The sequence below is a fragment of the Macrococcus brunensis genome (assembly GCF_004359615.1).
Taxonomy (GTDB): Bacteria; Bacillota; Bacilli; order Staphylococcales; family Staphylococcaceae; genus Macrococcus; species Macrococcus brunensis.
In genome coordinates, this window is record NZ_SCWA01000001.1 from 92568 (window position 1) to 105208 (window position 12641).

The 12641-nt window shown below is 42.5% G+C and carries 10 protein-coding genes; 2 read left to right on the plus strand and 8 right to left on the minus strand.

Annotation, left to right across the window (positions count from 1 at the left end; all coding sequences use genetic code 11):
* The first annotated feature begins 47 nt into the window (after positions 1–47).
* Positions 48–953 (plus strand): diacylglycerol/lipid kinase family protein, encoded by a 906-nt coding sequence (locus ERX27_RS00505; protein ID WP_133430849.1) that lies wholly within the window; start codon positions 48–50, stop codon positions 951–953.
* Positions 954–988: 35 nt separating this feature from the next.
* On the opposite strand, the gene ERX27_RS00510 is transcribed toward ERX27_RS00505, so the two are convergent.
* From ERX27_RS00510 to ERX27_RS00535, 6 genes are read right to left on the minus strand one after another with little or no spacing between them, the layout of a single operon-like run.
* Complete coding sequence (locus tag ERX27_RS00510; RefSeq protein WP_133430850.1) at positions 989–1525, minus strand: 5' nucleotidase, NT5C type; 537 nt, start codon at positions 1523–1525, stop codon at positions 989–991.
* Positions 1522–2583, minus strand: coding sequence for a histidinol-phosphate transaminase (hisC, locus tag ERX27_RS00515; protein WP_133430851.1), 1062 nt, complete (start codon positions 2581–2583; stop codon positions 1522–1524). The genes ERX27_RS00510 and hisC overlap by 4 nt, the downstream gene beginning before the upstream one ends.
* A gap of 12 nt (positions 2584–2595) precedes the next feature.
* Positions 2596–4110 (minus strand): ABC transporter permease/substrate-binding protein, encoded by a 1515-nt coding sequence (locus tag ERX27_RS00520; protein WP_133430852.1) that lies wholly within the window; start codon positions 4108–4110, stop codon positions 2596–2598.
* Positions 4110–5030: an ABC transporter ATP-binding protein gene (locus ERX27_RS00525; RefSeq protein WP_133430853.1), complete on the minus strand. Its 921-nt coding sequence runs from the start codon at positions 5028–5030 to the stop codon at positions 4110–4112. Before ERX27_RS00525 ends, ERX27_RS00520 begins: the two co-directional genes overlap by 1 nt.
* A 39-nt stretch (positions 5031–5069) precedes the next feature.
* A complete protein-coding gene (gene recQ / locus ERX27_RS00530; RefSeq protein ID WP_133430854.1) occupies positions 5070–6830 on the minus strand; it encodes a DNA helicase RecQ in 1761 nt (586 codons plus the stop codon).
* Position 6831: 1 nt separating this feature from the next.
* The gene (locus tag ERX27_RS00535; protein ID WP_133430855.1) at positions 6832–8688 is read right to left on the minus strand and encodes an ABC-F family ATP-binding cassette domain-containing protein; all 1857 of its coding nucleotides are present in this window, start codon (positions 8686–8688) and stop codon (positions 6832–6834) included.
* A 90-nt stretch (positions 8689–8778) separates the two neighbouring features.
* Here ERX27_RS00535 and ERX27_RS00540 point away from each other — a divergent pair, with 90 nt between their 5' ends.
* Positions 8779–9591 (plus strand): ZIP family metal transporter, encoded by an 813-nt coding sequence (locus ERX27_RS00540; protein WP_133430856.1) that lies wholly within the window; start codon positions 8779–8781, stop codon positions 9589–9591.
* Positions 9592–9628: 37 nt separating this feature from the next.
* Here the strand turns inward: ERX27_RS00540 and ltaS are convergent, their stop codons facing one another.
* Both ltaS and ERX27_RS00550 read right to left on the minus strand, forming a co-directional pair.
* Entirely contained in the window at positions 9629–11569 is a 1941-nt protein-coding gene (ltaS, locus tag ERX27_RS00545) for a polyglycerol-phosphate lipoteichoic acid synthase LtaS (RefSeq protein ID WP_133430857.1), read from the minus strand.
* Positions 11570–11757: 188 nt separating this feature from the next.
* Complete coding sequence (locus ERX27_RS00550; protein ID WP_133430858.1) at positions 11758–12624, minus strand: 5-oxoprolinase subunit C family protein; 867 nt, start codon at positions 12622–12624, stop codon at positions 11758–11760.
* Positions 12625–12641 lie beyond the last annotated feature (17 nt).

The following is a 12641-nucleotide window of genomic DNA, read 5'->3' on the forward strand; positions in this document are numbered from 1 at the left end:
TTTTCTTTTATTTTTGGGTACTGTTAGGTAAAGGAGATGTATCATCTATGGTTAAGTTCAATAAAGGTATTCTTTACTATCATGAAGCTGCAGGTCAAGGAGACGTTCACGTTGAACTAGGACAGGTTTCAACGAATCTGTTAAAGATGTGTAAGGAGCTTGTCATCTATCGGAGTGACGAGGAAGGCGATATCAAGAAACATTGTCAGGTCATTAAAAAAGAGGATTATGATGTCATCTTTATACTAGGCGGTGACGGTACGGTTCATGAGCTTATCAACGGCGTCATTGAAGCAGATTTGAATCTACCAATCGGCATACTGCCTGGAGGAACGTTCAATGACTTCACGAAAACGCTGAACCTCCCTCCTACACCGAAAGAAACATCTGAAGTATTGCTTGAAGGTCACGTTAAACATATCGATGTGATGCAGGCCAATGACCGCTATGTACTTAATTTCATCGGTATGGGACTCATTGTTGAGAATGCCGAAGCTGTCGTCGATGAGAAGAAAAGTAAACTGGGTAAATTCAGTTATCTCTTCTCTACTTTAAAGACGGTAACAGATCCGACTTTCTTTGATTATGAGATAGAAGTAAATGGAAAAACTGAGTCCGGCACTGCATCCATGATTGTAGTCGCCAATGGTCAGTTCGTCGGCGGTAATCGTATCCCTCTTAAAGAACTATGTCCGGATGACGGCGTCATGCATGCGTTTATCTTTAAGGAAGCGGGCATCAAGTTATTTACTGAAATGATCAATGAGAAATCGATCGATAACTGGAATAACATCAGTAAAAATGTAGAACAGATAGAAGGAACAGATTTTACTATCAGAACAAAAGAGCCGATGGAAGTTGACGTAGATGGTGAGATTGATTTATCAACACCTGTCCATATCACCATCCTTAATAAACGGTTACGCATGTTTACCGGACCTGAAGTATGTTAAAAAAAGAGATTCCTCTAAATTAGAGGAATCTCTTTTTATGCCTGACCAAAGAAATAGTCTTCAACTTCTTTCCAGCTGTGAACACGGTCAAAGCCTTCTTCGTGAATATTATGTGCTGCATTGAACATGATTCCTTTACCTTTAAACGCTGCAAGCTGTTTAGGATTGTCATCAATCAAGTAATCTGTCCCGACGACACCTTTATCCCCGCAGAAAATAAAATGCTGTGGATCGAGAAACGGGAAGTGCTCCAGAAGCCACTCATATTTGGCATCAAAAGAAGTCGGAACATCCATCGCAGCCGTTGCGATATAGACATCATAATGTTCCGTCAGTCGTTTAACGACGCGTACAGCATCCGGGAATACTTCAAGGTCCCGGAAAAAGCTGCGGTCAAGAAGAAGGTTTGAAAGGCTTTCAACATGCTGTGGATGTAAATCGCGCAGCTTGACGCCTTGAAGGTCTTCGGCTGTTACTGTTTCTCCTGATTCTTCATTGAATTTGAAGATGACTTTTTTCAGTGTATCTGCTAATACTTCATCCATGTCAATCGCAATGGTTTTTCTCACTATGCTTCCTCCTTAAAATACTCATTTAATACTTCAATGATAACATCGTTCTGGTCTCTTGTGCCAATCGTCAGACGTACACCACCAGGTACCGGACGAGCAATAATCCCTTTTCTAAGCAGAAAATCATTTAACTGACTCGCATCATCTACTTGAATAAAGACAAAATTCGTCTCTGATGGGAGGAGATGATTTTTAAATTCAGACGCGTAGTAGCGTGCTCGTTCCGTCGCGTTCTGTGTCACGATTCTTTTCAGATAATCCTGATCGGCAAGCGCAGCTTCTGCTGCTTTAAGTGATAATGTCGTCACATTAAAAGGCAGCTTGACACGATGCCAGAGATCCGTCCATTCGTCCGATGAAATGGCATAGCCGATTCTTAAAGAAGCAAGTCCATAAGCTTTAGAAAAAGTTCGCAGGATAATGATATTTTCAAATTGATCCCTCAGTTTCAGGCTGTCCGGGTAATTTTCAGCTGTCACATACTCTGCATATGCTTCGTCCAGCACGACAGGCACATCTCCCACTTCCCTCAGGAATGCAGTCAGCTCTTCTTCAGAAAAATAGTTGCCTGTCGGATTGTTTGGATTACAGAGCCAGACGAGTGCTGTCTTATCAGTCACCTGACCAAGAAGTGCTTTTAAATCGAATTTGCCGTTCGTAAGTGGCGCTGTTACTATCGTACAGTCTTCAATCACTGCATGATGCGAATATTGGACAAATGTCTGTTCACTTGTCACAATTTCGTCTCCAGGCTTCAGTATTGCCCTGGAAAGCATCTGAATCACTTCGTCCAGTCCAGCACCCAAAAGAACTGCTTCAGATGGAACTTGATAAAACCTGCTGATGGCCTGTTTGAGGTCAGTTCCCGCTGCATCCGGATACTCATGAATATTCTGTATGGCAGCTTGAAGTGTTTTTTCTACTTCCGGTGAAGGTCCGTAAACATTTTCGTTAGATGATAATTTCATCATCTCACTTTTAATGTTCAAATCACGCTGTATTTCTTCTGCTGTTTTACCAGGTGAATAAATATTTAACGAGGCAAGCTGTTTCTTCATCATCAAATCTCCTTACTTAATCAGCTGTTTCTTCTTCAGGAAGGCATGCGCAACGTCTTCAGCCTTTTTCTTTTTGTAGGCGACTTCATAGTTCATCTGCTGCATTTCTTCATCTGAAATCTGCCCGGCTAGTTTATTCAGTGCTTTCATGACTTCCGGATATTTCTTGACCGTTTCTTCCTTCAGTAATGGTGCACCTTGATATGGCGGGAACAGATGCTGATCATCTTTTAATACAACCATATCATATTTCTCTAGTTCAGCGTCTGTAGAATAAGCATCGATCAGATCTATCTTATTGCTCTCAATCGCCTGGTAACGGATTTTAGGTTCCATCGTGTTCACATGACTGAACTTCAAGTTGTATTTCTTCTGGATGCCTTTATAACCGTCTTCACGGTCATTGAACTCAAGGGTGAATCCGGCACGGATATCATTTTTCACTTTGCTGAGGTCAGAAATGGTTTTCAGACCATGTTCTTCTGCATAGCTCCGTTTCACTGCGAGCGCATAAGTGTTATTGTACTTCATCGGTTCAAGTAGAGACATCTTCTCTTTCTTCATAATGCTGTCTTTAGCCTGTTGATAAACTTCTGATTCTGTGTTTCCTTTTGGCGTTTCTTTGACCAATTCGCCGAGGACTGTTCCTGTGAACTCTAAGTAGCCATCTATTTCATCAGCTTTTAATGCATTGAACAGGAATGACGTCTTACCAAGTCCTGGTTTAATTTCAACAGAGACATCTGTCTCGTCCTCTATCAGTTCTTTGTACATATTCGTGATAATCTCTGGTTCAGTCCCTAGTTTACCTGCAAGTTCAAGCTGCCCTTTTTCCTTGGAGAAGAGGGGAATGATTGCCATAAGCAGTGCCACGAGCAGAATAAGACCTAAAATAATTCCAATCTTCTTATAAGATAGTTTAGCCATCCATCTGAGCAGTAAATCAAAGAAAATCGCTAAGATAGCAGCAGGGATTGCGCCGAGTAGAATCAGCGCCATGTTATTGCGGTCGATACCGAGTAAGATGAGGTCACCAAGTCCACCTGCTCCGATAAATGCAGCGAGAGTGGCTGTCCCGATAATCAGGACCATCGCTGTTCTGATCCCTGCCATGATGACAGGCATAGCGAGCGGCAGTTCAACACGGGTCAATCGTCTGAACGGATTCATACCGATGCCACTTGCCGCTTCTTTAAGCGATGGGTCTACTTCTTTGATGCCTGTATATGTATTTCGCAGAATCGGCAGCAAAGCATAAATGACGAGTGCGATGATAGCTGGGACACGCCCAATACCAAAAAGCGGAATCATCAGACCTAAGAGTGCCAGAGACGGGATAGTCTGCAGGACAGCAGTCACATTGATGATGGGTTCAGCGATACGTTCACGTCTTGTGAGTAAAATACCAAGCGGTACTGCAATAAGCATCGCGATTAACAGGGCGATAAAAGAAATCTGGATATGTTCAAATAAGGCTGTCCAGAGCTCTCCTTGACGTTCCTGAAACGTTGAGATAAATTCTTTCATTATTCAGCGCCTCCTTTACTCAGCGTCTTGAAGACTGAAGTACGTGTCACAGCGCCTCTGTATTCTGTATCAATGACATTCAGCTGCTCGTGTTCAGCGAGCAGAGCATAGAGCTCAGATACGGGTGTCTCTGGTTTTACTGCTGGATAGGTTGCATTATAAGGGATAGGCTCCAGACAGTCAGCTGCCAGACGCTCTATCGTGGCGTTACCGATAAATGACTGCACAAATTCGCTGTTGGGTCTCTCGACAAAATCTCGTGGTGTGCCAATCTGCTCTATACGACCTTGATTCATGAGACAGATGCGGTCACCCAGCCTAAATGCTTCATTGATATCATGTGTGACAAAGATAATGGTCTTATTGATCTCTGACTGCAGGTGCAGCAGGTCATCCTGCAGTTTCTCACGACTGAGTGGATCAAGTGCACTGAACGGTTCATCCATCAAAATAACCGGTGGATCGGCAGCAAGCGCCCGGACGACACCGATACGTTGCTGCTGGCCCCCTGATAGTTCAGATGGATAGCGATCCCTAAACTGCTCATGTGGCAGTCCAACCATATCGAGAAGGCGATTGATCTGTTCATCTATACGACTCGTCTCCCACTTTTTCATCGTCGGGACTTGCGCAATATTATCACGCACTGTCATATGGGGGAAAAGCGCGATCTGTTGCAGGACATAGCCGATATCCCAGCGCATTTCATCAAGCTTGTAACTACTGATAGGCTGATTCTTAAAATAAATATAACCACTCGATAACGGAATCAGTCGGTTGATCATTTTCAGTGTTGTCGTTTTACCGCAACCTGACGGACCGATCAACACGAAGAATTCCCCTTCATTCACTTCAAAGGAGATATGATCTACAGCCGCTTTATCACCGTAAACTTTAGAAACATTGTCAAATTTTATCATGTCTTCACCTCTGTACACTAATAGCCTGTATAAGACGGACTAAACTGTGGATTGATAACTTTTTATCGCTTCGATGAAACGCGGGCAGTAATGTTTGAGTTTATAGGATCCAACTCCTTCGATATGGAACATTTCCTGTTTCGTCGTCGGCTGTTTCTGTGCAAATAAAGTCAGTGTCCGGTCGGAGAAGATAGTAAAAGGAGGGACATTCATTTCTACAGACAGTTCTTTTCTGACTTTCTTCAGATGTTCAAATAAGTCTTCATCAACATTGACAAGCGTATGAATCGTGACGCGTTCATTATAGGAAACAGGATGGTAGTGTGTCATGATTTTAACGTCACTCATCAGGACATCTTTAGCACTTGGATGTACGTGCAGTTTACCATCTATCTCATCTAAATAACCATTGAATAGAAGGGTATCAATAAAGCCGTGAATATCTTTTGTCTCATAATCTTTCATCAGGCCAAATGTACTGAGCTGAGACATTTCTTGTGACACCTGCTCACCTCTGATGACTTTCGTCAGTATCCCCCTGCTGACAGGCGTCTTGATGCGAATCAGACAGCTCATCAGTTTCTTCGCTTCAACGGACATATCATATTTTGCTTCCATCAGACAGTTTGTACATCTGCCACACGGTTCAAGATGTTCTTCCGGATTGAAGTAATTGATGAGTGTCCCCTGCAGACACTGCGTAGTCTTCGTATACTGAACCATTTTCTCAAGTTTTTCTTTCTTACGTTCCTGAATGACTTCGTCCGGTGTGTTACCGATAAAAAACTGCTGCAGCCGTATATCCTGTTCACTATAGAGAAGAATACATTCACTCTGCAGACCATCACGCCCGGCACGCCCCGCTTCCTGATAGTAAGATTCCAGATCCTGAGGCAGATTATAATGGATGACGTATCTGACGTTAGATTTATCAATACCCATTCCAAATGCGTTGGTCGCTATCATAACAGGACTGTTGTCATTGACGAACGCGGTCTGATTCTGCTCTCTTACTTCACTGGAAAGACCCGCATGATAAATGGTATGACTGATATTCTGATCAGTGAACTGCTCGCTGAGTGCTTCCACTTGTTTGCGTGTCGTCGCATAAATAATACCTGAATCTTTCATATGTTCCTTCACATAGCGTCTGACCATCTTATCTTTCTGGAACGTCGGATCAATCTTAAAATCAAGATTATCGCGTTTAATACTCGTTTCAACGACACAATCATCACTAATGTAAAGGAGTTCCTGAATATCTTTTCTGACATCTACAGTTGCCGTCGCCGTGACAGCTATACACGGCGCGCCTATTGTCATCACGCGAGAGACGACTTGACGATAACTCGGTCTGAAATCATGTCCCCATTTTGAGATACAATGCGCTTCGTCAAAGGCGATCAATCTGATATCCAGCTGTGTCAGTAAATATCTGAAGTTATTCTGTTCGAATCGTTCCGGCGCGACATAGAGGAACTGATAAGCACCCTTTTTTAAATCAGATTCAACAGCGCGAACTTCTGCTGCTTTCTGCTGACTGTTCAAATAAGCAGCTGGTATCCCCGCTGCACTCAGTGTATCAACCTGGTCCTTCATCAAGGAGATGAGCGGACTGATTACGAGCGTCAATCCGCCTCGGGCAATACCCGGCACCTGGTAACAGATTGATTTTCCGCCGCCTGTCGGCAGGATGCCAAGTGCTGACTGATTATTCATCACATGCTCAATCAGCTCTTTCTGCCCTTCTCTGAATGTCTCATATCCATAATATTTCTGTAATATATCTTCTAGCTTCATTTTATTCCATCCGTTCTGCGAGTTCGCTCCACTCTAAAAATGATTCTTCATATCGTGTATTGAGGTCTTCTCGTGTTGCCGTTAATTCATTAAGACGTTCATAATTCGTCGTCTCCTGCGCAATCTGCTCATCTGTCTCTTCAAGTTGTTTCTCCAGTGATTCTATTTCTTCGCCTAATTCCTCGAAACGACGTTTATCCTTGTAACTGACTCGAGTCTGAGTCCGTTTTTCTTTCACGACTACTTCTTTCACGGGCGTTGTCACGACAGATTTTTTATAAGCAAGGTAGTCATCGAACTCACCGAGAATGATATTGACTTTCTGATTCGAAATATACCAGTACTTAGTCACGACTTTATCCAGGAAGTAACGATCATGGCTGACTGTAATGACTGCGCCATTAAACTCAGCGAGATATGCTTCAAGTATCGTCAGCGTCTCTGTGTCCAGATCATTTGTCGGCTCATCCAGCAGCAGTACATTCGGTCCTTCTATCAGAATGCTGAGGAGATAAAGTCTCTTTTTCTCTCCACCTGACAGGCGGTGAATCAGTGTGCCGTGCATACTGGACGGGAAAAGAAAACGCTCAAGAAGCTGAGTGACAGAGATTTTAGTACCATCTTTCTGTGTCGCTTCTTCTGCTTTCTCACGCAGAAAATCAATGATACGCATTTCTTCATTCATTTTTGCGTAAGACTGCTGGTAGTAACCGATTTTAACGGTCTGTCCCGTCTTAAGTGTTCCTGTATAGTTGGTCAGACGCTCGCTCAAGATATTTAAAAGTGTTGATTTACCGCTGCCGTTCTCACCGACAATACCAATACGGTCAGTCGTCTGGACGATAGTCGTTAATCCATTAAACAATTCTTTATTACCGATTGTGATACCGATATCATCAAGTTCAAAGACCTGCTTACCCAGTCTTTGATGATTGAGATCGATAGACATCTGGTCCTTCGTCTGGTGCTCGCTGACTTTCTCTTCTATTGACTTAAAACGGTCTATACGGGCCTGCTGCTTCGTCGTACGTGCTTTAGCACCTTTTCTCATCCAAGCCAGTTCCTGCTTGTAAAGCTGCTTCTCTTTATGTTGAATACGTTCTGCTGTCAGTTCTTCTTCAGCCTTCTGCGCGATATAAGCATCATAATTACCGACGTAAGGATGAAGATGTCCATTTCTCAGTTCGATGATGCGGTCAGTCACCTCATTTAAGAAGAAGCGGTCATGGGTAACAAATAAAACAGCCTTCGGATAAGTCTTAATATACTGAATCAGCCAGGCAATGGATTCGAAATCCAGATGGTTGGTCGGTTCATCAAGAAGCAGTAAATCTGGTCTTGATAACAAGGTCTTCGCAAGTGCAACCCGTTTCTGCTGACCCCCACTCATTTCACTCAGCAGTTTGTCGTGATCCATAATACCGAGCTTCGTCAGAATGGTCTTCGCTTCAGCCTGATAGCTGAAGCCATCAACTGCTTCAATCTGTTCCTGAAGCTGATTAAATGACTGCATAACAGGGTCACACATATTGGTTGTCATTTGGATGAGCACTTCATTATAGTCATTCAGCAGTCTGACGACCGGATTTTCTGGATCCATTACATTTTGTACTGCATTCTCTTTCAGGCTGAGTACCGGATCCTGTGCTGCATAACTGATCTTAAAACCATTTGAATGAGTCACTATGCCATTATGTGGTTCGATTTCTGCGATGGCTTTTAGAAGCGCGCTTTTACCCGTGCCATTTATACCGACAAGCGCAATCTTTTCGCCTTCAGCAATGCTCAGGTTGACCTGGTCGAATATGGTCTTGTCTCCGTATTGTTTCGCTAAATTCTCTATCTTATACGCTTCCATCGTTAACCTCTTTCTCATATATGTGCTATGATGTTGTTATTGTCAAAAATTCATTAATATATTATACACTTTTACGGAGAAGGAGACACTATGTTAGAGTGGTTTAGTCAACTATCACATGTTTATCAGGCTCTTATCGCTGGTATTTTTACCTGGGGCATGACAGCTTTAGGCGCAGCTGTAGTCTTTTTAGTCAGATCAGTCAACAATAAGCTGCTCAATACGATGCAAGGTTTTGCGGCCGGCGTTATGATCGCAGCATCCTTCTGGTCGCTCTTGGCACCCGCACTTGAATTCAGTGAAAAAGCAGGACAGATTCCCTGGATTCCAGCTGCAATCGGTTTCCTGCTGGGCGGTATCTTCATCCGTGGCCTGGATGTTGTTATTCCTCATATGCACGCTCATGCATCATCTGGCCATCAGACAGAAGGCCGTAAAAGTAATTTAAATAAATCTACGTTACTTTTACTTGCTATCACCCTTCATAATATCCCTGAAGGACTGGCACTCGGTGTTGCATTTGGTGCGATTGGTCATGCGACTGACAGCGGACTTATGGCAGCAGTCGGACTCGCAATCGGCATTGGTATCCAGAACATTCCTGAAGGAACTGCACTTAGCCTGCCAATTCATGGTGACGGCAAATCGAAATGGCAGGCTTTTAATTTTGGCCAGGCTTCTGCACTTGTTGAACCTGTCTTCGCCGTCATCGGTGCCGCAGCCGTTCTACTCGTCACACCTCTATTACCTTATGCCCTCGCTTTTGCGGCAGGTGCGATGATCTTCGTAGTTGTAGAAGAACTGATACCTGAATCACAGTCCGGAGAAAATACAGACCTTGCGACACTCGGATTAATGGTCGGCTTTACGATCATGATGATTCTCGATGTCTCACTTGGATGAAAAAAGAGACGATTTCAGTTGAAATCGTCTCTTTTTTCTATTTCATCGAGCTGACTGTACCATTCTGGTATTCATAATCAGCAGGATTAATTTTCTTGAATTCTTTGTTATTGTAGAAACGAAGTAAGTCTCCGTTCAACAGACTATCTGACATTTCAAGTTCTGTAGCCACCGTATTTTTGATTTTCGTTGCTTTCGCAATCAGCTTCTCATCTGTCAGCTGCGCGTTCGTCTTATTGTCATAAAAGACACCATTCAACGACTTGATTTCCGGTGTAATGAAATCACCGTTTCTGAAGACGACGACTTGACGATGTTTTTTAGATAATAAGTCAGTACCGAAAATCGTATAAGGTTTTGCATCGATTCCTGTTAAGTGAAGGATTGTCGGCATCACGTCCACCTGACTCGCATAAGTAGGGTCAACATGCCCTTTAATGCCAGGCACTTTCAGGAATAAACCTGTACGTTGCAGATCCATAAACTTAGCTGGTGTCACAGTTTCACCGATCAGTTGACCCATCGCTTTATTATGATTCTCTGAAATACCGTAGTGGTCTCCATAAATCATAATGACGGAATCATCATAAAGTCCGTTTTTCTTCAAGTCAGTCATAAATTGTCTCACTGCTTCGTCTAAATAACGGGCAGTCTGTACATAACCATCAACTGTTGCGTCACCTGTATTCGGAGAAGCAATTGTCGCTTCAGATGGATCCACTGTGAAAGGATAATGGTTCGTCAGTGTGAGCAGATGTGAATAGAACGGCTTCGTTTCTTTTTTCAGGTAAGGAATAGATTCCTTAAAGAACTCTTTATCTTTAAGACCCAGGTTCTCAAGATTTTCTTCGCTCATATCATAATACGTTGCATCATAGAACTTATCGATGCCGAAACGTTTGTAAATCTGATCACGGTTCCAGAACGTCTTATAGTCTCCATGCATGACAGAAGTCGAATAGTTCTGTTTCTGGTGCAGGATAGCCGGCAGCGACTGGAATGTGTTGTCGCTTTTCAATGAGAAAGCAGACCCTTGCTGCAGACCATACATGCTGTTATCCATTGTTAACTCAGCATCAGATGTTTTACCCTGGCCAGTTGAATGGAAGAAGTTGCTGTAATAGATGAAGTCATCATTACCTGTTGCCAGCTGATTCAAATAAGGTGTGACTTCTTTACCATTCACTTTCAGACCGATCATCTCTGTCTGGAAACTTTCCAGATGAATTTTGATGATATTTTTTTCTTTAGCAATACCGAAATATTTTTTATTTGGTTCGGCGTATTTCGTTTTTGTATAGGACTGCAGGCGCGTCAGATCGTCTGCACTTGCCATCGCTTTCTGCTGATTGTTCTGAATCGTCTTCACGCCGTCATAGACTGTAAAGTTATAAGGTCCCAGATACTTCACCAAATATTTATGGTCAAACGTACGAGTCAAAAGCTCAGGACGATCCATTTCTGCGAACGCCAGATTAATGAAGAATAGTGCGATTGAAACACCCATCATGACAGGCACAAACTTTCGTTTAAATGACTGTGTTGACAATACATCTCGTTTAACAGTCAGTAGGACCAAATAAACAATGGTATCCAGAAAATATACAAAGTCATACCACTGGAATGAGCTCCAGAGTGCTCCGGACATAGATTCAACGTTGCTGACCTGATTGAGTGTACTGAACGTCAGGAAGTCTGAGAAGAATCTGAAGTAGACGACGTTACTATATAGGAGCAGCGTCAATAGTGTACCACCTGTAAAAACTAGCCAGAATGCTTTTCGCCCTTTGAAAAACAGCAGTGTACTTAATATAAGCGCCACTAGACTATAAGGATTGAGCAGGAGAATCAAGTTCTGTACAATACCTTTAACGCCTAGTGATAAGTCAACATAATATGCAAAATAAGTCTTAACTGATACTGTCAGTACAGTCATCAGAAAGAAAGTAAATATCGTTATTTTTTTGTCTTTAAACATTCATTTAACAACTCCAATCTATACCATCCCATATAAAATTTACACAAAATTAATGTTCTTTAATTTAAATTAATATGATTAGCTTCAATATATAAATTTAACCTTATTTTGTTATTTAAGCAAATAAAAAATAGCTTCTCAGCTATTTTTTGTGTAATATGTGAATGATTTTTGTCTATAATCAGATATCAGGAACTGACATAACTTTTCAGCTGATAAGATAGCTGCATTAAAAGACTTTTTACCCAGTGGTCGTAAGAATTTTTGCGTTCATAATACTCTTCCTGAGATACGTTTTTAAAAATAAGTTTCGACCCTGGTCGCTTTTGAACCAGTTTTAAGAAATGATAAGGCGCAATCTGTGCCACCGCTTCCTGGCCATCCATTGCAGTCAAGATCACTCTTAGTTTCTGGTCAACTGTAACCTGGATGCTGCCAGGATTCAGCTGCGCTTCAGCTCGCTCTTTGTATTTAATCAACGGTCCTTCTAATGTAAAGCTCTGTCGATTCAGATAACTTGAAACTTCATAGACTTCATCATCCGGAATCACCACATCCTTAACGGGATAAATGTGGAAAATATCAGAGTAATAGACACGTGATAAAGAGTAAAAATCAACACCCCATGGGCATGACTCGACGACAGATAATTTCTGAATCAGTTTCTTCTGTATGTCTGTATATTCATGCACCAGTTTAAAGGTCGTATCTGCTTCTATTTTCTGATTCAGTACTGCCTCCTGCACACCGCCCGCAACGGCAAGGTAGACACGTGTCCCTTTCGCCGCTCGTCCGAAATGCAGAGTCTCTCCTTTAGCCATCAGATGTGGCTTGAACATCTCAATTTCACGTTCCGAAGTATAGGCGTTGTAATCCGCACCTGTTAAGGCTATTAAAGTCTCTTCTTCAAAATAGACCGTCGCCGGTACCATAGCCATCTCAAATGTCGGCATTTCTGAATCATTGCCGACAAGTGCGTTGGCAATAGTATGAGACAATTGATCGCTTTTAGCTGTCTGATAAGTTGTATATAGTCCTGCATCTTCAAATATCATGATAGAACCTCTCTCTA

Coding starts and splice junctions, on each gene's coding strand:
- recQ (WP_133430854.1), bottom strand. CDS start 6,830: ATGAAGCTAGAAGATATATTACAGAAATATTATGGATATGAGACATTC.
- ltaS (WP_133430857.1), bottom strand. CDS start 11,569: ATGTTTAAAGACAAAAAAATAACGATATTTACTTTCTTTCTGATGACT.
- hisC (WP_133430851.1), bottom strand. CDS start 2,583: ATGAAGAAACAGCTTGCCTCGTTAAATATTTATTCACCTGGTAAAACA.
- ERX27_RS00550 (WP_133430858.1), bottom strand. CDS start 12,624: ATGATATTTGAAGATGCAGGACTATATACAACTTATCAGACAGCTAAA.
- ERX27_RS00520 (WP_133430852.1), bottom strand. CDS start 4,110: ATGAAAGAATTTATCTCAACGTTTCAGGAACGTCAAGGAGAGCTCTGG.
- ERX27_RS00535 (WP_133430855.1), bottom strand. CDS start 8,688: ATGGAAGCGTATAAGATAGAGAATTTAGCGAAACAATACGGAGACAAG.
- ERX27_RS00525 (WP_133430853.1), bottom strand. CDS start 5,030: ATGATAAAATTTGACAATGTTTCTAAAGTTTACGGTGATAAAGCGGCT.
- ERX27_RS00505 (WP_133430849.1), top strand. CDS start 48: ATGGTTAAGTTCAATAAAGGTATTCTTTACTATCATGAAGCTGCAGGT.
- ERX27_RS00540 (WP_133430856.1), top strand. CDS start 8,779: ATGTTAGAGTGGTTTAGTCAACTATCACATGTTTATCAGGCTCTTATC.